We start from the raw sequence: 24,929 nt of genomic DNA, 5'->3' as shown, positions 1-24,929 counted from the left end.
TGTTGTATAGTAAAAGCAGGCAGTTTAGCGAAAGGAGACGTCATTCGTGCGGAGAGGGCTTCATTCGATCCACAACCGGTTGTTTTTCCTTTTTCTTATCTGCATGCTCAGCCTGCTTCTGGTTGTGAGCGGGCTCTATTACAAGCGCTCGACCGATCAATTTCATCATAAATTCAGTGAAATTGCGGAAAAAAACGTGTATCAGACGCTGCAGCTGTTTGATTTGCTGCTGCAAGGGTACAATATGCTGTCCAAATCCATTGCGGGCAATCTGGATTTGCAGCGGCTGATTGTGGACGACAGCCATAAGGACCCCGCGGTGAAAGCCATTAATGAACGGACGATCGTTAATATATTAGGGGGCTTCTTCAACTCGCGGGAGGATATTATCGGAATCCACGTGATCTCCAACGAAGGCGCCGTCTACAGCTATGGCAGCATGATGAGCGTGGTAGATTCGAATTTTGCCGCAACAGATTGGTATAAGCAGGTCGAGGCTTCGACCGGGGAGCTGGTCTGGTTCGGTGTGAAGGACCGGTCCATGATTGATCAGAATGAGAAACGCCCTGTATTTGCCTTTGGCAGGCATTTATACGATTTTCATACGCATCAGCCTATCGGAGTGCTGTTTGTGGAAATGACGCCGGACCAGGTGGTGTCTGCCTTGTCCAACCTCAGCCTGGGTGCGCACAGCGAGGCGTATATGCTATCCAAGGACGGCAAGGTGATGGGCTCAAGCGGCACCTCAGAGGCTGATTCCAAGCTGCTCAAGTCGCTCGAGGACCATCCGCTTCAGGAGCATGAGGTGCTCGTAAAGGAGCAATCCGGCATTCTGGTCGTAGCGTCGAGACCCGCATTGGCGGACTGGCAGTTTATCAGCCTGACCCCCTCCAAGGACTTGAATGTTGAGCTGGATCAGATGAAGCATTATTTGCTGATAGTCGGCTCGATTCTCGTGGTCGTTGCTACGGTCATGGCCACACTCGTCTCCAAATCGTTCGCTTCTCCCTTGAAACGGCTCATTCATCAAATGAAGCAGGTGGAACGCGGGAATTTCCATGGAGTGCTTAACGTCAATTCCTATGAAGAAATCAATATTCTGGTAGCCTCGTTCAATCAGATGGTCGGCCGGATGGAAGAGCTGATCAACCGCATCAGGGCAGTGTCCGAGAGCGAGAAGAACGCTCAGCTGCTTGCTCTGCAGTCTCAGGTCAATCCTCATTTTCTGTACAACACGCTCGATATGATTTATTGGATGCTCGATGAGCAGGGGAACGACCGGCTGGGAAGGGTCGTCCTTTCCTTGTCGCACATGTTCCGCTACAGCAGCCATTGGGAGGAGAATTCGGTCGTGACCTTAGGTGAGGAGCTGGAGCAGATCGGTCATTATTTGACGATCATCGAGACCCGGCTCGAGGGAAGGCTGCGTACGGATATCCGAATCGACGAGAGCTGGCATGCGATCCGGCTGCCCAAGATGACGCTGCAGCCGATCATCGAGAACGCAGTGAAGCATGGCTTGGAGCCTATGCACGAGGCAGGGATGCTGCGGGTTTTTGGCGAGGCAGCCGGATCTATTCTGCATGTGTATATTGAAGATAACGGCCCTGGCATGGAAGGACCTGTTCTCGAACGGCTCAACCTGTCGCTCGCCGAGGGCCCGCGGAAGGCTGCTCAGCAACCCGCCGACTCGGCAGAAACAGCCGTGAAGAGCCGTCAGGGCATCGGGCTGCACAATGTACATCAGCGCCTGCAGCTTATGTTCGGGGAGTCCTACGGCCTCTCGATCCGCAGCCGCGAAGGAGAGGGAACGGTTGTTACGATTACGATACCTCTAATAAAGCCTTTGGAAGCAGAAGGGGGCAGCTTGCATGAATATTCTGGTCGTCGATGATGAGAAGATCATACGCGAAGGGGTCAGGCGCGCCATACAGGCGGGATATCCCGAGTATCGAATCCTTTTGGCGGCTTCTCCCGAGGAAGCCATTCAAGTGCTGCAAAGCGAGCAGGTGGATGCGGTATTTACCGATATCCTGATGCCCGGCATGACCGGACTGGAGCTTATGAAGCTGTCCCGGCGCCGGCATCCCCACGTCAAATGGATTGTGATCTCGGCCTATTCCGAGTTTGCCTACGCACAAGAAGCGATCCGGCTCGGAGCGCGGGATTACCTTATTAAGCCTATAGGCAAGGAAAAGCTGATCGGACTTATAGCTGCGCTGGATGCCGAGCTGAAGAGGGACAGCCGCTTGACGAAAGAAACGCAGCTTCTCAAATCCAATTTGAAATATTTGCGCGAAGCAGTGTTTCAACGCTGGGCCTCGGGTCTCGACATTGGACGCTTCGACATGACCGATATGATGGAGCAGCATTCACATTTTCATTTGGTTATGGTACGGCTTGAGCATACCAACCGCATTCAGCTGGAGCATTTTATCGTAGATAATGTGCTATCCGAGCTCATCGAACATCAGGGCCACGGCTTCGTGGTCAGCCTGGATACCCATAGCCTGCTCGGTTTGGTGACACTGCGTCCGGGGATTGGTCTGGAGACCTTCCGGGCCGAGCTGAAGAGCCACCTGCACCAATGCTTGAAAATTCCTTTTCACTTGTTCGTCAGCGCAGGGCTAACCGAATTCGAACGCATTCCCGATGAGGTGAAAAAGCTCAAGCTGCACATCGTGGCTCCGGTGGCAAAGCCGTTGGAGAAAGGCGGCGAAGGCCCGATTGATATCGCTTTGCAGTATATCCGAACGCATTATGGCGCCGACTTGTCCCTGGAGAAGGTTGCCTCGGTCGTTTATCTCAACCCGGTATATTTCAGCCAGTTATTCAAGCAAAAGATCGGGCAGGGCTATAAGGAATATGTCATTCAGCTGCGGATGGAGAGAGCCAAGGAGCTGCTGCAGGATCCGTATCTGAAAATCGCTGACGTAGCGGAGCGGGTGGGCTATCAGGATATGCGGCATTTCACCCAGGTATTCCGCAAGAAGCTGACCCTTACCCCAACGGAATACCGCAAGCAATTCGAGTGCGGCTCCTAAGTTAAATCAAAAAGCCACCGCTTTCCCAAGATGGGCAGCCGTGGCTTATTTTTGCGGGCTTTCCTGCAGTCAGGAACGGCCCGCTCTGCTTTCATTGTAGCTGGCGATCAGGATGACGGCCTGGTCCTCCCCGATATTGACCACTTTATGAGGCACACAGGCCTGCCAAGTGAAGGTATCTCCTTCGCCCAGAACAAACTCATCCTCGCCTTGGGTTACGAGCAGGGTCCCTTTCAGGATGAGGTGACACTCTACACCTTCGTGAACGCTAGGCTCTTCCGTCATGGGCGGCCCCGGAGGGATCTCGATCAGAATCATGCGCAGTCCGCCTTCCTCCCCCAGATGCTCCACCTTCAGCTGATCCTTGTACAAGCTGAAGGTGCGTTCTTCCTTGCGGACGACTTTCATCCGTTCCTCCTGCTTGAGCAGCAGAAACGCTAGCGGGACTTTCAGGACGCCGGCAATGGAATCCAAGGTGGCCAGCGAGGGAGAGGTCTTGTTGTTCTCAACGAGGCTCATAAATCCTTGCGAGAGTCCTGTCGCTTCACATAGCTGTCCTATGGTGATCCCTCTTTTTTTGCGAATTGCCCGAATCGTCGCTCCAATCTCCATGCTTCCATCCCCATTTTTCACCTTAATGTGCTTGCTGCTGCTATCATCTTAGCGAATCGGGGAGCGATTTGCAAAGCAGCGGCTGCTTCTGGGAGCCACTCTATGCAGACCACCGGCCGCGGCTGCCGAATCTGCCTGCAGACCAAGCCCCTGCCGTGAGAACCGTCCGGGAGCTGGCCAGCGCAGCTGTGTGCAGAACGGAAGCCGCGGCTGAAGGCTGCGGCTTTTTTGCAGCGGTTTTGGACAAATCCAAGCAATCTATAAGAAACTTTCCCGCGATAACATGCTAAAATGAAGTGGAGGAACAACTGAGGAGGTTATAATGAGAAACATAAATGAGCCGATGCAAGTTGATGACGATGTGAGCGAAGCAATTATTATTGTCGATGGACTTGTAAAGAAATACGGAGATCATACTGCCGTAAACGGTGTCAGCTTTACCGTTAAGCGCGGTGAAGTACTGGGGCTGCTCGGACCGAACGGTGCCGGCAAGACGACAACGATAGAGATGATTGAAGGCCTGCGGCGTCCTGATCAAGGCTTTGCTAAAGTAGCCGGCTATGATACGCAGAAGGACTTACGGAAAGTAAAGGAAGTGATCGGCGTTCAGCTGCAATCGACGTCAATGTTCGATTTACTGAAAGTTAAAGAAATCGTTCGTATGTACGCCAGCTTCTATCCGAAATCGCTTCCGGTAGATGCATTGCTCGATTCGATGATCTTGAAAGAGAAGATGAATGACCGCGTCAAGCATCTGTCCGGAGGACAGAAGCAGCGTCTCGCGATAGCGCTCGCCCTCGTTAATGACCCTCAGGTCGTGTTCCTGGATGAACCGACGACGGGTCTTGATCCGCAAGCGCGCCGAGTGCTGTGGGACATTATTCTCAAGCTTAAGGAGCAGGGCAAGACGATTGTATTAAGCACCCATTATATGGATGAGGCTCATGTTCTCTGTGATCGCATTTGCCTAATGGATCAGGGAAAGGTAATCGCCCTGGATACCCCGCAGCAGCTTGTGCGCAGCCTTCATTCCGACAGCGCCATTGAATTCCGCATGCCAAGCTATGAGAGCTTGCCGGAAGCAGAACGTTTAGGAATAGTGCAGCTTCTCCAATCGGTTGCGGAAGTGAAGCAGGTTGACACGCATAAAGAAGGGTTTATTCTTTATACCGATAATCTTCAAGACTCACTGATAGATTTCATTGGCAAGGCCGCCGAAGCGAGCTTATTTTACTCAGAGCTGCAAACAAGGACGGCGACATTGGAGGATGTATTCATCCATATGACAGGGAGGAGCTTGAGAGAGGAATGAATATAGCCGCTTATATCCAGCTGACGCTCGCTCAGCTTCGTATCTTCGCCCGCAACCGCCAGATGCTGTTCTTCACATTGCTATTTCCGCTGCTTCTCATGATCATGCTTGGATCATTCATCGGTAAAGGGGGAGGGGTGTCGCTAGACACCGTCATCGTCGATCACGATAGTACACCACAGTCTCAATCAATGATCGCCGCGCTGCAAGCACAATCCGTATCCCCCTTGAACGCGGTTATAAGCTCGGATGAAACACAAGCGCTCGATCAGCTTAAAAAGGGCGATAAGCAATTCGTCATCATCATTCCGAAAGGATATGGCGATCAAATCGCTGCGTACTCTACCTCATCGGCCGCAGCAGGCAAGCTCGATGTATATTACGATGAAACCGATGCGGCCAGAGCCAATGTAGGCCTTGCGGTTATCGGGCAGCTCGTTGAGGGTGTAAGCAAGAATATTACGCAATATAAGCCGGCGGTCACGATTGAAGGAAAGGGCGTAAGATCGCTTAACTTGAAATATATCGATTTCCTTGTGCCAGGTATTGTTGCGATGATGATCATGTCTAACAACTTGAACGGTGTAGCAGGTCAAATCTCTTCATGGCGTGAGCGCGGCATCCTTCGCAGAATGCAGAGCACGACGCTGCGAGCGCCTATCTTCATCGCGGGTCAAATTACAGCGCGGCTACTGCTGAACTGTATTCAAGCTATCATCGTGATTCTGATAGCCAGCTGGTTCTTCGACACCCAGGTTAACGGATCTTGGTGGCTGCTGATCCTACTGGTCGTACTCGGGACTCTTACCTTCATGGCTATTGGCTTTATTATTGCCGGAGTAGCAAAGACTCCGGAGTCTGCCGGTCCGATTGCCGGTGTGATTTCTTTTCCGCTTATGTTCCTTGGCGGAGTCTTCTTCCCGATCAACTCGATGCCAGAGGGATTTCAGGCTGTAGTGAAGCTGCTTCCTATATCCCATCTGTCGACGGCGTTCCGGCAAGTGATGAACATCGGAGCTGGCTTTGGCGAGCTGTGGCCGCAAATCGCCTTGCTGGGCGGCTGGACGATTGTCGCCTTCATCGTCGCCAGTTTTACATTCCGCTGGGACTGATTACGCGAATCAAATTCTGCCGCATAGGAACAGTGGATATAACAAGACCAACCCGATCTTTCAGGTTGGTCTTGTTTCGTTAACTTGATGAGCATGAATTTGCTAAACAGCGGTTGGCCCGTAGCTGCTATTTAGGATTTTGGTTCCGCATGCTTCGCCCGGCGAAGGAATAGGGAGAAGAACAGGGCGATCACCGTGATCAGCGTCGCCACCAGAAAGGAGTCATTGATCCCGCTGATGGTGGAGTGGGTTGCCGCCAGGGAGTACAGCGTTTGGATAGCCAAGGTGCTCCCTGCTTCCACGGCCTGGCCTGAGGCCAGGGCAAGCTGCTGCCCGAACTGGGTTACATTTTCCATTAAGATGGGGTTGCTTGTTGTCAGCTCATTCGAATAATTGCCCAAATGGACGGTGGTACGGCTCGACATGACGGTAACCAGCAGGGCGGTACCGATAGAGCCCGCGACTTGACGCGTTGTATTTGACATCGCGGTCCCATGGCTGCCGAGCTGCCGCGGAAGCTGGTTCAAGCCGGCGGTCTGAACGGTCATCATAATCATTGACATGCCGAACATCCGCACGGTATACAGCAGCATGATGTGACCGTAGGTGGAGTCATCCGTCAGCCTGCTGAATTCCAGCGTCGTTATCGCCGTAATAATCAGACCGACGATGGCCAGCGGCCGGGCCCCCATCCGGTCGAACAGCGCACCGGATATGGGAGACATGACGCCCATAATCAAAGCTCCCGGGAGCAGCAAGAGGCCGGATTGAAGCGGTGTGAAGCCGCGAATATTTTGCAGGTAAATCGGCAGCAAAATCATGGCTCCGAGCATAGCCATATTCACGGCCGCCCCGATGATGGTGCTCATCGTAAACACATCGTATTTAAACACGCTTAAGTTCAGCAATGGCTGATCGGTAGTCAATTCCCGCCAAATGAACAGCAGCAGGAAAATACCTCCGATGAAAAAGCTGCATACGACCAGCAAGCTGGTCCAGCCTTTGCTGCCGGCTTCACTAAAGCCGTAGAGCAGCGCTCCAAAGCCAATCGTTGAGAAAATGGCTCCCGCCAAATCAAACGGAGGGTAGGAGAGCTTGGTAACATTTTTAAGCCATTTCGTTGCCAGCAAAATATCCAGTATCCCTAACGGAAGCATAGCATAGAACAGGATGCGCCAAGTATAGTTTTGCACAACCCATCCAGCCAAGGTCGGCCCGACAGCCGGTGCGAACACCATAACGATCCCCATCATTCCCATAGCCGCACCCCTTTTTTCCGGAGGGAAGACGGCCAGGAATACGTTGGTGATCAGCGGCATTAGGACACCGGCCCCAATAGCTTGAATAATACGGCCGAAGAGGATGATCGAGAAGCTGGGCGCTATGGCACAGATGAGAGCTCCCACTGTGAAGGCCACCATGGCAAAAAGAAACAAGGCCCGGGTTCCATACGTTTCAATCAGGAACGCGGTGATCGGGATAAGCACTCCGTTAACCAGCATATAAGCGGTGGTCAACCATTGGATCGTTGTGGCCGATACGTTGAAATCATTCATCATGTGCGGGATAGCCACACTGATAAGGGTTTGATTCAAGATGGCTACGAAAGCCCCGGCCATTAACACGGTTAGCGTGCGGCCGATCGAAATGTTTTCCATGACGGCCCCCTGCTAAATATGAATTCGTACGGATACGTTCATGCCCGGAACGATGGCGAGTCCGTTATAACTGTCCAAGGTGATGGTTACAGGAATGACTTGAGTGACCTTCGTATAGTTTGCGTTGCTGTTGGAGGACGGCAGCAGGGAGAAGGAGCTCGCTGTTGCTAATCCCACTTTTTCCACATGGCCGGTGATGGTGGTTCCCGGAAAAGCGTCTGCATACACGTCCACCGTTTGCCCCACCTTGATATTGTTGATTTTTGTTTCTTCGATATTAGCGGTAACGTACAGATGGGCCATGTCAAATCCTCTGGCGAGCGGAGAGCCTGCCGAGACGAAGGAGTTGGGCACGGCGGTCTGCTGAACAATAGTGGCGTCAATCGGGAACGTCAAATCAACTTTGGCTGCGCCAGCTGCCGGCTGGATGCTGCCTACACGGTCGCCGGAGCGATAAGCCTTGCCAACCGTACCGTTCCAATCCGTAAGCTGACCGGAAGCAACGGCCGCAATCGTTATAGCCTGGCCTTCGAATTTGGCGTTATCAGTCGTTACATAATTAATAGAACGGTTGTAATAGTAAATAGCCGCTCCGGCGCCACCCAAAATGAGGATCAAAACCAAAATATTAACCAAAATTACTTTGCTCATCTTACATTCCTCCATACTCCAATATTCTGTACACATTTTCCCCTGACGGTTGTTTCTTTATGCAATGGATTTCTGAGATTGGAAATTCATGAGCAGCCTCATACTTTGCGGATTCATGGGGAAAATTGAAGGAAGAAGCACAGGATAGGGAGGACAGAGCAACCATGAAAATCATTGTGGTTTATGATAGCGAGAACGGGCACACGGAGGCGCTGGCACGCTCCATCTACGAAGGGGCTAACAGCCATCCTCACTCTACGGTCAAGCTTCGCCATGTAAGCGATGCGGATACGAGCGAGTTAGTTGATATGGATGCGATCATATGGGGCTGTCCGGGGCATTTCGGAACCATAAGCTCCGGCATGAAAACGTGGATCGACCAATTGGGATATCTCTGGGCACAAGGGAAGCTGATGGATAAAATCGGCGCTGTCTTCTGCACCACCGCTACGGTTCACGGCGGCATTGAAGCGACGATGCTGAACTTGATTACTCCGATGCTGCATCAAGGAATGATCATTGTGGGACTTCCCGGCAACATCCCTGAAAATGCCTTATACGGCTCCTATTATGGAGTCGGCGTTACCTGCCCGGTAGAGGCGTCACGTAATGATCCGCCGAACCTGCCTTCGGAACGAGACCTTGCACTTGGCCGGGCATTAGGTAAACGGGTCGCTTCGATAACCGCCAAGATGAAGCACGACAGGGTGTAAGCTTATGCAATATATCATTTTTGGTATTATTGCCGTTGTCGGGCTTATCTTCCTCATTGTTTACAATTTGAAGGTCGAGGCTAACCGCAAAAAGAAGGAGGCCGAAATGGAAACTCCTGCCAGAGTGGAAGTTGCTCCTCCTGCAGCCGTACCCTCCGCAGCGCCACCTGCAGAACCCGAAAGAGAGCCGGTGAAGGAAGTGCCCGCAGCAGCGGAATCTTTACCGTCGGAGCCCAAGGTGCAAAAGCAAAGCAATCGGGGCGATTATGACTATCGGCAGGCGCTTAGGAACTTTGAGAGCGGAGAGGAGCAAGATGAGGATCAACAGCATCTGCCGCCTAAGGCGACAGGCGATAATCAATTTCGCGATGCGCTTAGATCTTTGAACAAGCAGGATCACTAGGAACAACATAAGCCCGGTAGAAGCATTCAGCTTCGAGCCGGGCTTTCCTGTTTGGCTATAGACCATAGTTGAAGTGAAGCATGCCGGGTTGGGGATGTCTTTGAGGTTAATTTTGCTCGTACGCATTCAGGGCATTGACGGCATGGGCTAGAGCGGCTCCAGCATTGACGGCGGAAGCGACCATAACGGCCTCCATGATCTCCTCCATCGTGCCGCCCAGCTTTTTGTACTTGGCTACATGCACGTCGATGCAATAAGGGCAGCCAGTGATATGAGCGGCGGCTACGGCAATAAGCTCCTTTGTCTTACGGGGGATGAGCCCGGAAGCGAAGGCTTCCTTTTCGTATTGAAAATAGCTGTTCGCTGCCGGTAAGGCCATCGGTCTCAATTCTGAAATGCGGCCTAAATACGATTTGCGGTATAAAACGTCATCAGGCAATGGAAACAACCTCCATTCGAAAATATATTTAGATATCTAAGTGAATAATAAACCAAAATGGAAGGTTTTTCAAGAAGGAAATACGTAAATTTCCAAAATAGTTCCGAGTGCATATGTAGCAAGGAATTTATATAATTAAATAAAATCACGATTAATATAGATTAATTCAGGGCTATCAGGACATCCATCGGGAACTATCAACCTGCCCCAGTTGTTTGAAAAAAGAATAATAACAAGAAAAAACAAACTTCGATATCTAAATAAAAGAACCCCCGTTCAAGGGAGTTCTTTGTGCACATGATAAAGTATTATAATTTTGGTTCTCCCCGCAGAAAGCACCGCTACATCTGCTTCGAAGTCATGGGCCCAACTTTAAACGGGTTATTTCCCTTCATTCAGATTGCCCATCATTCTCTGAATCCAGGCTCTCAGGATCTTAATCTCGTCCGGGGAAAAGCCGCCGCGCATTTTCTCCTCGCCCTCTATGACTATGGCCATGCAAGGCTTCTCCAATGCCTTTCCTTGCGGCGTGATATATAATCGCTTGACCCGAGAATCGTTAGGGTCTCCGCTGCGGGTGACGAGCTGCTTGTTCTCCAGCCCTTTAATCAAATGAGTCATAGAAGCGGGCTGGATGCCGAGCATTTTTTGAATATCGGTCTGCGTCAGCCCGTCCTGCTCCCAAAGCATCATCAGTACACCCAGCTGGGAATTGGTGACCCCGTACGATTCCAGGCGGCTGTCCAAATAATTGCAAATATCCCGGTAAGCCCGCTTCATCCAAAAGCCAAGCAAAGACGACATTTGTTGTTCCATGTCCTACCTCATTCATCAGATTGTATCAGCCTGGCGTAAGCCGGGGGCTGCCGTATCTTCAGTGTACAATGGAACGAACACAATGCCAATCCTATGTCATATTAGCTGGCCGGCACGACAATTGTTTGTCCGGGGAAAATCAGATTGGGATCGGCAAGCTGATTCCATTCCTGCAGCTTTTCCCATTGGGTTCCATACCGACGGGCAATAGTCCATAAGGAATCTCCGGATTGTACGATATATACCCCCGAGGAGGCTTGAGCTTCTGCAGGCGCAGCAGGTTTAACCGGAGCCGGCTGGGGCTCCGAAGCGGAAGATATGACCTTCATGCGGCTATCGGCGCTCGGCTGCACGGAGCCTATTTTTTGCAGGTAAGCGATGACCGATTCCTCAAGTGAGGAGAAGTCGTTAGCTATCGGATAATCCTTGAACATCGTATATTGGTCGCCGCCGGCCGCCATAAAATCATTCGTGGCCAGAACGTAGACCTTGTCTGGCTCGATCGGCTGTCCCTTGACCAATACATCGCTTACGCGCTGGCCGGAGGGCTTGCCGGCGTCAAGCGTGAACGTAACCCCTCCGACATGCGGGAATCCGCCGAGAGGCTCAGGATAGGAGGAAACCCCCAGCTCGAGGGCCGCTACGATATCAGAGCCCTTGACCTTTTTAGTCTGAATGTAATTGCCAAACGGAAGCACCGTAATGATCTGACCTTTGGTGATTTGACCGGCCTCGATGGATGCGCGAATGCCGCCTCCGTTGGTCAGAGCGACATCCGCCCCGGTCTCATCCAGCATGGCGTCCGTAATCAGATGGCCCAGATTGGATTCGCCGACACGAACCACCTCGCGCTCTCCGACAAGCTTCATCGCTGAAGAGCCTACCACTTGGGATAATATGCTGTCTTGGCTCTTCTTGATCTCATCGATTATGCTCAGGACCGCAGGATCGGCTTCCACGCTTTCGGTTGCAGGCTTGGTAATAAGGCTTGCCGTTTTGCTTTTGATGGTTTTGCCGTCCAGCTGGAGATCGACCTTGCCGATATTTTTACTATATTCCCCAGTCTGGGCTATGAGGGTATTTCCGACGGTTATCCCGTGCTCCAGCGTGGAATGACTGTGCCCGTCGATAATGACATCAATACCGGGGACCTGCTCAGCTACCTTGGTGCTCGTATCCGCGCTTGATTTATCGATTCCCAGATGCGCTAAAGCAATGATGATATCGGCCTTCCCCTTGAGCTCGTTAACCATCGCTTTGGCTTCAGCTACCGGGTCGGCGAACGTAAGGCCTTTCACATTATTGGGGTGGGTCTTGTATGCCGTTTCCGGGGTCGTAAGGCCAAAGATGCCCACCTTTACTCCGGCAACGTCCTTGATAATATAAGGCTTGAGCAGGCGGGTTCCGTCAGCCTTCTTCACATTGGCCGAAAGAATCGGGAATTGAGCTTTGCCGCTCAGCTCGACAAGCCGGCTGCTTCCGTAGTTGAAATCATGGTTGCCGGGCTCCATGGCATCAAAGCCGATGCTGTTCATGATTTTGACGATGCTCTCGCCGCGCTCCAGATTAGCGATAGTCTGCCCGTGGAACGTGTCCCCGGCATCCAGAACCAGCGTGTTCGGATTAGCCGCCTTCTGCTGCTTGATCAAGGTCGACAGCTTGGCGTAGCCGATGCCCTCCTTGCTTTCTTCAACCCGGCTGTGGATGTCGTTCGTGTGGAGGATGGTGATCGTTGCCGCCCCGCTCGTTGCGTCAGCAGCGGATGCAGGGACCGCCGTGGATGCGGCGATGAATAATGTCAGCATTACAGAAAGCCATGCTGTTCTTTTCTTCATACTTGCCCTCCTTAGGTTACCTATTTAATTTGTCCACCGCATTGTATCAGCCGAATGTTAAAGGATGAACAACTGTGTGTTAATTTATGGTAAATTTGGGCAAATAAAAACCACGCCTTAGAGCGTGGTCAGACATTATTCAAGCCTAAGCCTGCTGCTTTTTTCTGCGGCTGATGCTTTGAGCCCGGAGGGTCTTAATAGACAGCGTAATCCCGGTTACAGTAAGGACGATCATGCCGACGGCCGTCAAATCGACGAGCCATTTCACATCGGTTTGGCCGATTCTGCCTTCGTGGAGGCCTCTAATAACCCCCATAACGCCGCCGGCTTCCCCGCCGCGGTCGCCGCCTTTAAAGGCTTGCCGATTAGCCGTATCGGAGGCTCCGTCTGGACGGTTGGCTAAAGCTCGTCCCGTATTGGCGGATGCTTGATCGGATGCTCCTGAATCTTGTCCTGCTGCTGCCGATTGGGTAATGGCTTGAGGAGGCTTCATGTCCATGCCGCCCGATCCGACCAGCCATCGTTCCGATAGCAATAATCCCGTGACGGATTCAATCAAAATAAAAATAGAACAGATCAATCCAATCCATAAATGCAGTTGACGTGTGCGCTTCATAAGAATTTCACCTTTTCTATCATAATGTTTTCGTTTGCTGATCTGATAGCAAGTATAAAACGGTTTTATGAAAAGCGACTGAAGTGCAACTGAAAGTCTCCTGAAAGCCAAAAAAGCAGCCCCAGCGCGTCAACGCCGGAACTGCTTCGGATGAATATGGGGATCGTTCCTTACAGCTCGAAGGAGCTTTTAAGGGAGACGATTCGGTTATAGACCAGCTTATCGCCCTTGGTCAGCTTCGGATCAATATTAAAGTAGCCGTGGCGGAAGAGCTGGAACTTGTCCTGAGGCTGAGCCTCTTTCATGTTCGGCTCTACGAAGCCATGGACGATCTCCAGTGAATTCGGATTGATATGCTCCATGAAATTGTCACTGTCGCCTTTTTCCTCATCGAGGATGAGCGGCTCGAACAAATGGAATTCGGCAGGCAGGGCATGCTTGGCATCGACCCAGTGGATCGTTCCCTTCACCTTACGTCCGGTAAAGCCGCTGCCGCTCTTCGTCTCCGGATCGTACGTGCAGTGAATTTCGACCACATTCCCTTCCGCATCCTTAATGAAGTCGTTGCATTTGATGAAATAAGCATTCTTCAGACGCACTTCATTGCCGGGGAACAGCCGGAAATATTTGTTCGGCGGGTTCTCCATGAAGTCGTCCTGCTCAATGTAAATTTCACGGGAGAACGGAATTTGGCGAACGCCCATGTCCGGATTTTCCGGATTGATCTCCGCGTCCAGCATTTCCACTTGATCTTCCGGATAGTTCGTGATGACAACCTTCAAAGGGCGCAGAACCGCCATCGTGCGAGGCGCCTTAAGCTTCAAATCCTCGCGGATGAAATATTCCAGCATGCGCTCATCAGCGACGCTGTAGCTTTTGGCTACGCCGGTTTCCCGAACGAAATTGCGGATCGATTCCGGTGTGTAGCCCTTGCGGCGTAGTCCGCTGATCGTCGGCATGCGCGGATCATCCCAGCCGTCAACGATGTTCTCGTCCACGAGCTGCTTCAAGAACCGCTTGCTCATCACCGTGTTGGTGATGTTCAGCCGGGCAAATTCATATTGCTTCGGCTGGTGCTCCATCTCGCACTCGGATACAACCCAATCGTAGAACGGGCGTTGATCCTCAAACTCCAATGTACAGATAGAGTGGGTTACGCCCTCAATCGCGTCCTCTAGCGGGTGGGCAAAGGCATACATCGGATAAATGCACCATTTGTCGCCGGTATTATGATGAGTCACGTGAGCGATACGGTAAATAACCGGGTCGCGCAGGTTAATATTCGGCGAGCTCATGTCGATTTTGGCACGCAGCACCTTCTCGCCGTCCTTGAATTCACCCTTGCGCATCCTTTCGAACAAATCGAGGTTCTCCTCAACGGTTCTGTCGCGATGCGGGCTGTTTTGTCCAGGCTGCGTCAAAGTACCCCGGGTATTGCGGATTTCATCGGCGGACTGGTCATCGACGAAGGCGAGACCCTTCTTGATCAGCAGCACCGCACGGTTATACATTTCTTCAAAATAGTTCGAGGCAAAGAACAAGCCGTCCCATTCAAAACCGAGCCAGGCCACATCCTCTTTGATGGCTTCGACATATTCGGTATCTTCCTTAACCGGGTTCGTATCGTCAAAGCGCAGGTTAGTCTTGCCGTTGAACTCGTCGGCGAGCTCAAAGTTAAGGCAGATGGATTTGGCATGTCCGATGTGCAAATAACCGTTCGGTTCAGGCGGGAAACGGGTTAATATGTAGTCGACTTTGCCGGATTTCAAGTCTTCCATAACGATGTTTTTAATAAAATTGGATGATGCAGACGGGTTCTCCAACAGAATCAACCTTTCTTACGTAATAGTTTATCTTAATATAATACACAAAATCGGGTTGAAATATAATGGTCCTTCCTCTAAAACTATGACTTTTTTGGGAGTTTGGCAGTTTCCGGGGAAAACAGGCTCCCTTCGGCAGCCTAACAGCCTTGCTTTTGAGACCCCGCGTGACGGGAGCAAACGCTGCAGCTGGCAGGCATATGTCAATAGGAACGAAAATCCCTCCGAATCCAGGCGAAAGCAAGCCGGATGGAGGGATTTTTCGGTCGTCCCGCGAAAAGCGTTCTTACAAAATTTGCGCTTCACAATACGCTAGAAACAGCTGGATATCCGTGGACAGCAGGAAGGGGATCGCTCTTTCGATCCGGTCCAGAGGCCAGTTCCACCATTGCACTTGAAGCAAGCGGCGAATGGTCTCGTCATCGAAGCGGTATTTAATAATTTTGCCGGGGTTACCGGCTACGACAGCGTACGGAGGAACATACTTGGTAACAACGGCACGGGCCCCGATGACGGCACCGTCACCAATCTGCACGCCTGACATAATCGTAGCTCCAGACCCAAGCCAGACGTCATTGCCGATCACCACATTCCCTTTTGTCTTCGGATGGCCCTGGATATAGCTGAAACTTGGGATCAGGGCATTGAAAGGATACGTAGTCACCCAGTCCGGGCGGTGCTCTCCTCCGAGAAAGATGGATACTCTATCGGCAATAGAACAGAACTTTCCGATGGTCAGAATGCTGTTCTCCCCCCAGGATAGAACTTCCGGGTAGCCGTAAGTAAATTCCCCAATAAATATTTTGCTCCCTTCCGCTCTTCGAGGGAATGTCTGCTGCAGTGAATGTATACTCATGGTGCTCACGCTCCTCGAATATTGAGGTATCCATGCAGTATATTCACGAGCATGTCCTGACGCATCGTACAGGAGTACAGGGAGGGGGGAACTTATTGCTTTTTTAAGACAGCACGTAGACCTTTACATTTTTTTTCACGCCGAAGTTAATAGCCTCATCCAAATCGTTCATGAACACGTCGATTCGCGCGCCCCGGACGGCAGAGCCGGTATCTTCCGCTGTGCGGATGCCGATGCCGTCAATGAATACGGTAGAGCCGATAGGAATGACGGCAGGGTCTACGGCAATAGTCCGGCCCTCCTCCGCCTTGCTTCCGCTGTAGGTAATGCCGTAGGCGGGGCTCGTAGGCTCCTTTCCCGTAGATTCTTTGCCGGCCGTGTATGCGGTAAGCGTCGAGCTTAGCACTTTTTTGATAACCTTTTGCTGACCGTCGGAAAGCGGGAGGACGGATTCCGCAGAAGGGATCTGCAGCTGCTGGCCAATGGAGAGAAGGCGCGGGTCGTTAATATTATTTTCAACCATAAGGGATTCTATGGAAATGCCGAACATACTTGCAATTTTATACAACGTATCGCCGGAGTTTACCTGATAATAGACAGGCTCTGGCGCCGAAGGCTCTTCATCGGCAGGCTGATGCCCGAGCAAAGGTTCAGGAGCCAAAGAATAATAGTAGGGGTCGGAATAGGCCTCGAGCAAATCCGTTCCATCGTCTAATACATGATAGGCATATACATGGGCGGCCAAGGTCAGGTTGGATAGCAGCAATGCAGGAAGTAACAGCATAATGCTCAAGCTTTTACGATACATGGTTCTTTTCCTCCTTCGATAGCACAAATGATAGAATCGATTGCTAGTAGCTAGATTTGCCGATTTTGCTAGATTCTATACCTGTGCCGGGAGCAGGAGGGGATACTTGGGCTATCAGACGGATTTACGATTTTTTATAGAATGAAAGATTTGCATATTTTCATTGATGGTGTATGGTATTAGTAAATGTTGGGTTAGAATCGTTGTTTGAGGTGGGGAATCATGGATTTTTGGACGATACATATATGGAAGACGCTGAATGATTGGATTCCCGTCATCAACCTGCTGTTTGCGGCGGCCATTATTTTTTTGGAAAGGCGTAATGTAGGGGTTACCTGGGCCTGGCTTATGGTGCTGCTGCTTCTGCCGGTGGTCGGTTTCCTTCTGTATATTTTTCTTGGCCAAAACCTGGCCAGACAGAAGGTGTACCGCAACCGTCCGCGTTTGGAGAGGCGGGTCCGGGAGGAGATGAAGGGGCAGGCCCAGAGCCTGCATAACAATACGTTCGCATATCACGATCCTTCGGTTCGGGACTACCAGCGGTTGATTTATATGAACCTGATCAGCGGCTACTCCCCTTTGACTCAGAACAATGAAGTCACGATCTTTATCGACGGGGTGGAGAAATTCGAAGCGCTGCTTAAGGAGATTAGCCGTGCCGAGCACCACGTTCATTTGCTTTATTATAAAATCGGCAACGACGAGACCGGCAGCAGGCTTATCGAGGCTCTGACGCGAAAAGCGCAAGAGGGCGTTAAGGTGCGTCTCTTGTATGACCATATCGGGTCCCTTGGGGTCAGGAAAAGAATGTTCACGGACTTGCTGGCCGCAGGCGGAGAGGCGCTTCCCTTCTTTCCGTCCAAAATCCCTTATTTGAACTTCCGCCTCAACTACCGTAATCATCGAAAGATCGTAGTCATTGACGGGCGGGTCGGGTTTGTCGGGGGCTTTAATATCGGGGATGAATATTTGGGGATGGACAAGCGTGTCGGTTATTGGCGGGATACGCATTTGATGCTGCGGGGCGATGCGGTGCATCGGCTGCAGGTCCAATTTTTGCTGGATTGGGGCGTTGCCGCCTCCAGTGAAAGCCCGATGGCTGACCCTGCATTCTTCCCGGCGATGCGGGATACGGCGCAAACGGCGGTACAAGTTATTACCAGCGGCCCGAGCTCGGAGACGCAGCGGATCAAGAACGGCTTCATCAAATTTATCTTCGAGGCCCAGAAGAGAATCTATATTCAAACGCCTTATTTCATTCCCGACGATAGCGTGCTGAACGCATTGAAAATAGCGACGCTGTCCGGGATAGACGTTCGCATCATGATCCCCTTCAAGGGCGATCATCCTCTGGTTCATCTGGCTTCCTACGCCTATTTGGTGGAGCTGCTTCGTGCAGGGGCAAGCTGTTACTTGTATGACAAGGGCTTTTTGCACGCGAAGACGATGGTGGTCGACGGTCAGGCGGCATCCGTGGGTACAGCCAATATGGACCGCCGCAGTCTGGAGTTGAATTTTGAAATCAATGCCTTTTTATTCGATCCCAAGGTGGCTTCCCGTCTTGAGCATATTTTCGAGCAGGATATTCGTTACTGCCAGCTGCTGACCTGGGATAGCTACAACAAAAGGCCGCTTCTGACCCGTGCTGCGGAATCGATGGCGAGATTGATCTCTCCTATTTTATAATTGAAAAGGAAATGGATTCCAGTATACAATAGGAGCTGCAAGAATAGTGAGGTGCCTATGATACATATCGGACTTGCCGGTTGGGGCGATCATGATGATTTGTATGGGGAAGGAACCCCGGGCCGGGATAAATTAAAGGTATACAGCCGCCATTTTCCCATTGTAGAGGTGGACAGCTCGTTTTATGCCGTTCAGGCGGAAACGACATATGAGAAATGGGTACATGATACTCCGGATGATTTCGGATTTATCATTAAAGCCTATCAAGGCATGACTGGACATTCGCGGGGGAAAATTCCCTTCGACGACGAAGCCGCGATGTTCGAGGCCTTCATCCGATCGATAGGACCTGTGCAGGCCGCAGGGAAGCTGAAGACGGTCTTGTTCCAATACCCTCCGTGGTTTGATTGCACGAGAGCCCATGTGCAGAAGCTGCGGGAGGCCAAAGAACGCATGGGCCCCATTCCCGTTGCGCTGGAGTTTCGGCATCAGAGCTGGTTTACCCCCGAAATGAGGGACAAGACGCTGTCGTTTATGGAAAAGGAAGGATGGATGCACAGCATCTGTGACGAGCCTCAGGCGGGCTTGGGTTCGGTGCCTGCGGTTCTCCATCCCACGGTCCGCTCCATGACGATGGTTCGAATGCACGGGCGGAATCAAGAGGGCTGGAGTCAGGCAAGCGCCCCGAATTGGAGGGATGTCCGCTACCTGTACCGCTATTCCCGGGATGAGCTGATGGAATGGAAGCAGCATCTGGAACGGCTTCAGGAAAAGACCGATGAGCTATGCGTCATCTTTAACAACAATTCCGGCGGTGACGCGGCGGCCAATGCCAAGCAATTGATGGAGCTGCTGGGGATGCAGCCGAAGGAGAACGCCCCGAAGCAGCTGGACTTATTTTGAACAGGAGTGTTGTAGGAGAATGAATCCGAGGTTGGTACATGAGAATGAAACAGCTTTATTCATTATATGTGTCTGCGTTAGTGTGTTTATTTATCTCAGTCTGATTTTTTCCATGATCGGGATTCCATATTTGATCATAGGCTTGATCGTATCGCTCATATTGCATGGGCTGCTGGTAGCAGGCATTCGCAGCTCGGGCGTGAAGCTGTCATCGAACCAGTTTCCCGTAGTGCATGAAAAAGTGCAGGAGCTGTGCCGGCAAATGGGGATCGCGAAGGTGCCCGACGTGTTTGTCGTTCAATCCGGGGGAGTTCTGAATGCATTCGCAACCCGCTTTCTGGGACGAAATTTCGTGATTTTATATTCGGACATATTCGAATTGATCGAGCAGGGGAATGACGAGGAGCTGACCTTCGTAATTGCCCATGAGCTTGCGCATATCCAAAGAAAGCATATCAACAAGCATATGCTGATCTGGCCTGCGATGTGGGTTCCTTTTCTGGGGAAAGCCTATTCCCGTTCCTGCGAGTTTACTTGCGATCGTATTGCAACGGCGTATACCGGAAATGCCAATGCGGCCGTGCGGGCTTTAACCATCCTTGCTATAGGGAAGCAGCTGTTTAACCGGGTCAATATAAACGAATATGTGGAGCAGGGTGCAAGAGAGAGGGGCTTTTTCGTCGCATGGTATGAGCTCATGTCGACCCATCCTCCATTGCCCAAGCGGATTAACGAAATCGGACGCTTTCACGCGCATCCCTATTTGTACGGCTATCAGTCGCAGCGCTTTGAAACGGAAGATCAGCCGACGGCGTTATTATAATTCGGATGCCGGGCTTTGCGAAGAAGGGCTCATCGGCATAAAATACCTCCTTTTGTTCCATAGTAAGCAAGGAATGAAAACCAAGACTTAAGGAGGTATCTTCCATGACAGAGGATTCCAGTCTGCAATCGCAGAACCCGATTTCCCAGGCGCAAAACTCCGTTAAGACGGCTCACCATGCGGTTACGCAGGCGCAAAGCCATCCGAGCGAGCAATTGATCGAGCAGGCTCAAACGGCGGTGGAGCGGGCGGAGCGTGCAGTGGAGCAGGCCGGCTTCAGCCATAATCAGAAGGCGGTAGAGGAGGCTAGAGCGGATCTGGCAGAGGATCAGGCGGCGCTGCAAAGCCTGACACCAATGGAAAGCCCGGAAGAAACGGAAACCCGATGAGCGGACCGCTCAACCAAGCAATCAGCAAGACCTGCAATGACCGGTAGGACCGGCTTGCAGGTTTTTTTTGGCATGGAATAGGTTTGAAAGCCAAGGAGCCTGCTTCGGGGCTGCCCGTGATTTCTCCCGGTCTCCTATGCTACAATAAAGGCAATAATGGACATTGAGAACGCTTAAATATGAATGGAGGAATCTGCGATGACACAGCCTCAAGCGGAACTGGTTCTAGACCTAAAAGCCACCTTGGGAGAAGGCCCCTGCTGGGACTCCCGGAGCGGAACGTTATACTGGGTGGATATCAAGCAAAATCAGCTTCATGCTTACTGTCCTGAGCAAGGAACGAACCGTACGATCACGCTTGATCAAATGGTGGGAGCGGTTGTTCCGAGGCAGGAAGGCGGACTTGTGCTGGCGCTCCAGCACGGCTTCTATCTGCTGGATTGGGAGACGGAGCAGCTGACGTTCATTGATGATCCGGAGAGCGACAAGACGGAGAACCGGTTTAATGACGGCAAATGCGACGCGGCAGGCCGTTTCTGGGCCGGTACGCTCAGCTTTGATGAGAAGGAGCCGATAGCAGCGCTCTATGTTCTGGAAAAGGATCGGAGGGTACGCAAAGTGCTTGACGGCATCACGGTATCCAACGGGCTCGGTTGGAGCCCGGATGGCGGAACGATGTACTACATTGATTCGCCAACCAAGAAGGTCGTTGCATATGATTACGATGTGGAAAGCGGAAGCTTGGGACAGGCGCGAACGGTAGTGACCATACCGGAAGGCGGCGGCTTCCCCGACGGAATGACAGTGGATGCGGAGGGAATGCTGTGGGTGGCTCAATGGGGCGGCTGGCAGGTATCCCGCTGGAATCCGCAAACGGGCGAACAAATCGGCAAGATTTCGCTGCCAGCAGCCCGCGTCACTTCCTGCACATTCGGAGGGGAGCGGTTGGATGAATTGTATATCACGACCGCGCGCACGGGGCTGTCGGAGGAGGAGCTCGCCAAGCAGCCGCACGCCGGTGGAGTATTTCGCGTAAAGCCGGGAGTAGTTGGACTTCCTACTCGTATGTACGGAGGCTGACAGTCAGCAAACAAGGAGCTGATGTACATGATCCAAACGTTCGTCAACATAGTGGAGCGGGAGCTGCTCCCCGCGCTTCGCATCGAAAGCGAGCACTCCCATGACCCTGTTAAGGTGCATCATGTGCCGAAGCCGTGGAAGCTGCTCGGAGCCGGCAATTATGCCGCGGTTGTATATCACCCCGACTATAGCGATATGGCGGTAAAAGTATACGCTCCCGGCCGTCCGGGGCTTGAAGCGGAGGCGGAGGTATACAGGCGGCTGGGGAGCCATCCTGCCTATTCGGAATGCTATTATGCCGGGGATTCCTATCTGATTCTGCGGCGCTTAAGCGGCATTACGCTGTATAACTGCATCCTGAGGGGGATTCCGATCCCCCGGCGGGTCATCGACGATATTGATGCAGCTCTCGATTACGCGAGGCGAAAAGGGCTGAATCCGCACGACGTACACGGCAAAAACGTCATGCTGAAAGACGGACGGGGAATCGTGGTCGACGTGTCGGACTTCCTGAAGGAGGAGCCTTGCAGTATGTGGGACGATTTGAAGGCCGCTTACGACCGGTTTTACTTCCCGGTTCTGCACCATATGCCCGTTCCTGAGTTTTTGTTGACTGCAGTGAGGAAGGGTTACCGCTGGTTCAACGATCATGCGCGTACGGGTTCGGATTCTTGAGGCCTGCCAAAATGGGCAGGCCTCCGGCCGATATGCCCTCCCAAGACGGTCCCATTCTTCATACAATATCCCAATCCTTGTATCAATGTGAGAGTGGTGATCATTTCAATGGATTGGGAGTTTCACGATGCGGTATTTATCGCGGATTCAGCCCCCGAGCTGCCCCTTGAATTCATGGTAAATGGAGCCTGGTCGGGGCATCGGCGCTTCGCCTATGATCTGGTTCGCTTTGCCAAACCCAGAACGATTGTGGAGCTGGGCACCCTGTATGGAACCTCGTTTTTCAGCTTTTGCCAGGCGGTGAAGGACGGGGGGTTGTCTACCCGCTGCTATGCTGTGGATACATGGAAGGGAGATTTGCATACAGGGGCTTATGGAGAAAATATCTACCTTGATGTTTCTGTGGTGACAGCGAGGGAGTTTCCCCAGATCGGTACGCTGATTCGCGGGAGCTTCGATCAGGCGTTGGATTTGTTCGCGGACGGCTCCATCGATTTACTGCATATTGACGGATATCATACCTATGAAGCGGTGCTTCATGACTTTCAAACCTGGTATCCGAAGATAGCGCCCAATGGCATCATCTTGTTCCATGATATTGTGGCGCGTCTTGCCGACTTTGGTGTATATATAAGCTGTGGGATGCATTATCAGTGCTGCCGCATATGTCATTCCCGCACAGCAGTGGCCTGGGGGTACTTTTTCCGAAAGGGGTGCCTGAGTCCTTCCTGCCCGTTTTGCAGCGTAAAGAGGAATTGATACAGCATTATGCAGCCCGATATATGTTATAAGACTTACTCCCCCTGTGCTTACTGGAAGAAGCGAGGGGGATTTTTGTGTGGGTGAAGAAAAAAAGCTTCTGCTATCCATTAGGGAGCAGGCTTACCTGAAGCCGGAGAGGAAGCGGGGGCGGTGCCGTTCGTCACAGGACCTCCTTGCATGGCGGGCTGGCCGTTGGGGCGCTGCATCGGGCCTTTTTCTTTATGTACCATTTGCCCTCCCAGATGCCCCGTATAGGACACGAGCAGCACCCCGATAAAGGCGGCAGCCAAATAAGCGGGCCGGCTCCCGGTTTCGGCCTTCTTTCTCCAGTGAAACCATAAGCGCAGGGCTGTTAAGAGAATGAACAGCACCATCGTGATTTTTCCGTACAGCGCATGCTTCTGGATGGCAGGATTGGGGATGTCCGGACCGGTCCAGACCGCAGCGATCGCTCCCAGAGTTCCTACGACCAAGCAAAGGATAGCGGCGGTATGCCAATCCTTCTTCTTCAAGGCGACAGCCAGGATGTCGAAGACGAAGCTGAAAATTAACATGGCAATCGGAATATGGATAAAAATAAAATGCATATTTTTCATAAGATAATCCATCGCTCTCATCCTCTCATCTAATATAATGCACTACTAGCCTTCTCTAAGTATCAGCTGCCTTCGAATACACCCGCCTTCTGAAGCGATTATACACTACATAGAGTAGTGTTTGAGATCATTGTAGCAGAACCACTTTATGGAAACCTGAAAATAAACTTAAAGTTTTTACGCCGCCTCGACCGGCCTTTCACCGTCATTTCCGCATCATAGATCCCGGGGGATAAGGGTATAATAACGTCCGAGTTCAACATCAAGGAGGGTTTTGGCATCTATGGCAAACGATAAAAGCATGAAGCCTGTATCCAGTGACGAAGTCGAAACAGACGGTATATATGAGAATGAATGGGGACGCGAGGAGACGCTGAAGCGGGGGGATGAGTTTCCTTACGATCCTATGATGGGCCAAACCGAATGGGAGCTGGTCAGCTTGCCTCTCGAGAGCGAGGAGCAAGAGCTGTACAAGAATACCAAGGGCAATACCAAGCCAAGGCTCCATATCGACCAAAGCGATAAATAGAAAGCGGAAGGCCACTGCGTGCATCGGAGCTGAAGTGAAAGCTTACTGCCGCGTTTCAACCTTCCTTAAGAAGGGTAATTCCATTGTGAGCAAAAATATCCTATTCCAATGATCTAAAAAGGAGCGTGACCCATATGTCTACAGCTACAACCGTATCGATTGAAAAAGTATTGAACAAGCAGGTAGCCAACTTCGGTGTATTATATATGAAGCTCCATAACTATCACTGGTATGTTAAGGGACCTCATTTCTTTACGCTGCACGTCAAATTCGAAGAGCTGTATAACGAAGTGACGCTTCATTTCGATGCGGTGGCCGAGCGCCTGCTCACGATTCAAGGAAAGCCCGTAGCTACGATGAAGGAAATGCTGCAGGATTCCTCTATCAAGGAGGCCAGCGGCAAAGAAAAGGCCGAGGAAATGGTTTCTCAGCTGATCGAGGATTTCAATACCGTAAACAAAGAGCTTCAGGAAGGTATGGAAGCCGCGGAAGAGGCGGGAGACGAGTCGACCTCCGATCTGCTGCTGGGCATACAAGCGAGCCTGGAGAAGCATGTGTGGATGCTGAAATCGTTCGTGCAATAATGGAGGGAAAAGGAATGAGCGCTGCGGAATGCGGCGCTTTTTCTTTTCTAATGGAGCTATGTTATCGCTGATTCAAGCGGCGAATGTTCCTGCTCGCATTCCTGTGGGCAAATTAGGTATAATTACTACTAACCATCATGGTCATGCTGGCGAATCAACCGGACTTTGCCGGGGGGCCTGATTCGGTCAGGAAGAGCCCGGACG

Annotated in this window: 26 protein-coding genes and 1 pseudogene; 15 read left to right on the top strand and 12 right to left on the bottom strand. The window is 51.6% G+C overall.

Annotated features, from left to right (window positions below):
• Positions 1–46 precede the first annotated feature (46 nt).
• Positions 47–1,894: a cache domain-containing sensor histidine kinase gene (locus ABEA66_RS04660; protein WP_345586505.1), complete on the top strand. Its 1,848-nt coding sequence runs from the start codon at positions 47–49 to the stop codon at positions 1,892–1,894.
• Entirely contained in the window at positions 1,872–3,044 is a 1,173-nt protein-coding gene (locus ABEA66_RS04655) for a response regulator transcription factor (RefSeq protein WP_079911163.1), read from the top strand. The genes ABEA66_RS04660 and ABEA66_RS04655 overlap by 23 nt, the downstream gene beginning before the upstream one ends.
• 69 nt (positions 3,045–3,113) lie before the next feature.
• Here ABEA66_RS04655 and ABEA66_RS04650 read toward each other — a convergent pair whose 3' ends face one another.
• Both ABEA66_RS04650 and ABEA66_RS04645 read right to left on the bottom strand, forming a co-directional pair.
• The gene (locus ABEA66_RS04650; RefSeq protein ID WP_079911162.1) at positions 3,114–3,656 is read right to left on the bottom strand and encodes a helix-turn-helix domain-containing protein; all 543 of its coding nucleotides are present in this window, start codon (positions 3,654–3,656) and stop codon (positions 3,114–3,116) included.
• A gap of 100 nt (positions 3,657–3,756) precedes the next feature.
• Positions 3,757–3,903, bottom strand: coding sequence for a hypothetical protein (locus tag ABEA66_RS04645; RefSeq protein ID WP_179136034.1), 147 nt, complete (start codon positions 3,901–3,903; stop codon positions 3,757–3,759).
• Positions 3,904–3,978: 75 nt separating this feature from the next.
• Here ABEA66_RS04645 and ABEA66_RS04640 point away from each other — a divergent pair, with 75 nt between their 5' ends.
• On the top strand, positions 3,979–4,968 hold the full coding sequence (locus ABEA66_RS04640; RefSeq protein WP_345586501.1) for an ABC transporter ATP-binding protein: 990 nt from the start codon (positions 3,979–3,981) through the stop codon (positions 4,966–4,968).
• A gap of 2 nt (positions 4,969–4,970) precedes the next feature.
• A complete protein-coding gene (locus tag ABEA66_RS04635; RefSeq protein WP_345586631.1) occupies positions 4,971–6,080 on the top strand; it encodes an ABC transporter permease in 1,110 nt (369 codons plus the stop codon).
• Between the two features lie 131 nt (positions 6,081–6,211).
• Here the strand turns inward: ABEA66_RS04635 and ABEA66_RS04630 are convergent, their stop codons facing one another.
• Together ABEA66_RS04630 and ABEA66_RS04625 are read right to left on the bottom strand one after the other, a co-directional pair.
• Entirely contained in the window at positions 6,212–7,738 is a 1,527-nt protein-coding gene (locus ABEA66_RS04630; protein ID WP_079911160.1) for a DHA2 family efflux MFS transporter permease subunit, read from the bottom strand.
• A gap of 12 nt (positions 7,739–7,750) precedes the next feature.
• Entirely contained in the window at positions 7,751–8,389 is a 639-nt protein-coding gene (locus ABEA66_RS04625) for an HlyD family secretion protein (protein ID WP_079911159.1), read from the bottom strand.
• Positions 8,390–8,514: 125 nt separating this feature from the next.
• On the opposite strand from ABEA66_RS04625, the gene ABEA66_RS04620 reads away from it, so the two are divergent.
• Both ABEA66_RS04620 and ABEA66_RS04615 read left to right on the top strand, forming a co-directional pair.
• Positions 8,515–9,102 carry an NAD(P)H-dependent oxidoreductase gene (locus ABEA66_RS04620; protein ID WP_345586500.1) on the top strand — a complete coding sequence of 196 codons (588 nt, stop codon included), beginning with the start codon at positions 8,515–8,517 and terminating at the stop codon, positions 9,100–9,102.
• Positions 9,103–9,106: 4 nt separating this feature from the next.
• A complete protein-coding gene (locus tag ABEA66_RS04615; RefSeq protein ID WP_345586499.1) occupies positions 9,107–9,505 on the top strand; it encodes a hypothetical protein in 399 nt (132 codons plus the stop codon).
• Positions 9,506–9,611: 106 nt separating this feature from the next.
• Here ABEA66_RS04615 and ABEA66_RS04610 read toward each other — a convergent pair whose 3' ends face one another.
• The 7 genes from ABEA66_RS04610 to ABEA66_RS04580 all read right to left on the bottom strand — a co-directional run bounded on the left by ABEA66_RS04610 (position 9,612) and on the right by ABEA66_RS04580 (position 16,698).
• Positions 9,612–9,944 carry a carboxymuconolactone decarboxylase family protein gene (locus ABEA66_RS04610; RefSeq protein WP_345586497.1) on the bottom strand — a complete coding sequence of 111 codons (333 nt, stop codon included), beginning with the start codon at positions 9,942–9,944 and terminating at the stop codon, positions 9,612–9,614.
• 381 nt (positions 9,945–10,325) lie between these two features.
• Positions 10,326–10,760 carry a MarR family winged helix-turn-helix transcriptional regulator gene (locus tag ABEA66_RS04605; RefSeq protein ID WP_345586495.1) on the bottom strand — a complete coding sequence of 145 codons (435 nt, stop codon included), beginning with the start codon at positions 10,758–10,760 and terminating at the stop codon, positions 10,326–10,328.
• Between the two features lie 101 nt (positions 10,761–10,861).
• Positions 10,862–12,595: a 5'-nucleotidase C-terminal domain-containing protein gene (locus tag ABEA66_RS04600; RefSeq protein WP_345586493.1), complete on the bottom strand. Its 1,734-nt coding sequence runs from the start codon at positions 12,593–12,595 to the stop codon at positions 10,862–10,864.
• Positions 12,596–12,740: 145 nt separating this feature from the next.
• Positions 12,741–13,211, bottom strand: a complete 471-nt coding sequence (locus ABEA66_RS04595) for a PepSY-associated TM helix domain-containing protein (RefSeq protein ID WP_345586491.1) — start codon at positions 13,209–13,211, stop codon at positions 12,741–12,743.
• Positions 13,212–13,381: 170 nt separating this feature from the next.
• Positions 13,382–15,034, bottom strand: coding sequence for a glutamine--tRNA ligase/YqeY domain fusion protein (locus tag ABEA66_RS04590; RefSeq protein ID WP_345586489.1), 1,653 nt, complete (start codon positions 15,032–15,034; stop codon positions 13,382–13,384).
• 286 nt (positions 15,035–15,320) lie between these two features.
• A complete protein-coding gene (locus tag ABEA66_RS04585) occupies positions 15,321–15,890 on the bottom strand; it encodes a CatB-related O-acetyltransferase (protein WP_345586487.1) in 570 nt (189 codons plus the stop codon).
• Between the two features lie 103 nt (positions 15,891–15,993).
• Positions 15,994–16,698: a 3D domain-containing protein gene (locus ABEA66_RS04580; protein ID WP_345586485.1), complete on the bottom strand. Its 705-nt coding sequence runs from the start codon at positions 16,696–16,698 to the stop codon at positions 15,994–15,996.
• A gap of 222 nt (positions 16,699–16,920) precedes the next feature.
• On the opposite strand from ABEA66_RS04580, the gene cls reads away from it, so the two are divergent.
• The 7 genes and pseudogenes from cls to ABEA66_RS04545 all read left to right on the top strand — a co-directional run bounded on the left by cls (position 16,921) and on the right by ABEA66_RS04545 (position 23,045).
• Positions 16,921–18,384 (top strand): cardiolipin synthase, encoded by a 1,464-nt coding sequence (cls, locus tag ABEA66_RS04575; protein ID WP_079911150.1) that lies wholly within the window; start codon positions 16,921–16,923, stop codon positions 18,382–18,384.
• Between the two features lie 57 nt (positions 18,385–18,441).
• Positions 18,442–19,287: a DUF72 domain-containing protein gene (locus tag ABEA66_RS04570; RefSeq protein WP_079911149.1), complete on the top strand. Its 846-nt coding sequence runs from the start codon at positions 18,442–18,444 to the stop codon at positions 19,285–19,287.
• A 19-nt stretch (positions 19,288–19,306) separates the two neighbouring features.
• Positions 19,307–20,110 carry a M48 family metallopeptidase gene (locus tag ABEA66_RS04565; RefSeq protein WP_345586480.1) on the top strand — a complete coding sequence of 268 codons (804 nt, stop codon included), beginning with the start codon at positions 19,307–19,309 and terminating at the stop codon, positions 20,108–20,110.
• Between the two features lie 104 nt (positions 20,111–20,214).
• Positions 20,215–20,499, top strand: coding sequence for a hypothetical protein (locus ABEA66_RS04560; protein ID WP_079911147.1), 285 nt, complete (start codon positions 20,215–20,217; stop codon positions 20,497–20,499).
• Positions 20,500–20,697: 198 nt separating this feature from the next.
• Positions 20,698–21,579 (top strand): SMP-30/gluconolactonase/LRE family protein, encoded by an 882-nt coding sequence (locus tag ABEA66_RS04555; protein ID WP_345586476.1) that lies wholly within the window; start codon positions 20,698–20,700, stop codon positions 21,577–21,579.
• 21 nt (positions 21,580–21,600) lie between these two features.
• Positions 21,601–22,254, top strand: a complete 654-nt coding sequence (locus ABEA66_RS04550) for a serine/threonine protein kinase (RefSeq protein WP_425571475.1) — start codon at positions 21,601–21,603, stop codon at positions 22,252–22,254.
• Between the two features lie 108 nt (positions 22,255–22,362).
• A pseudogene (locus ABEA66_RS04545) lies at positions 22,363–23,045 on the top strand (class I SAM-dependent methyltransferase).
• Between the two features lie 78 nt (positions 23,046–23,123).
• On the opposite strand, the gene ABEA66_RS04540 reads toward ABEA66_RS04545, so the two are convergent.
• A complete protein-coding gene (locus ABEA66_RS04540) occupies positions 23,124–23,624 on the bottom strand; it encodes a DUF2231 domain-containing protein (protein WP_345586472.1) in 501 nt (166 codons plus the stop codon).
• A 271-nt stretch (positions 23,625–23,895) separates the two neighbouring features.
• On the opposite strand from ABEA66_RS04540, the gene ABEA66_RS04535 reads away from it, so the two are divergent.
• A complete protein-coding gene (locus tag ABEA66_RS04535) occupies positions 23,896–24,141 on the top strand; it encodes a hypothetical protein (protein ID WP_079911142.1) in 246 nt (81 codons plus the stop codon).
• A gap of 134 nt (positions 24,142–24,275) precedes the next feature.
• Positions 24,276–24,725, top strand: coding sequence for a Dps family protein (locus ABEA66_RS04530; protein ID WP_345586470.1), 450 nt, complete (start codon positions 24,276–24,278; stop codon positions 24,723–24,725).
• The last annotated feature ends 204 nt before the right edge of the window (positions 24,726–24,929 follow it).

The organism is Paenibacillus vulneris (assembly GCF_039543185.1).
Taxonomy (GTDB): domain Bacteria; phylum Bacillota; class Bacilli; order Paenibacillales; family NBRC-103111; genus Paenibacillus_S; species Paenibacillus_S vulneris.
This window is presented reverse-complemented; position numbering and strand designations above follow the sequence as displayed.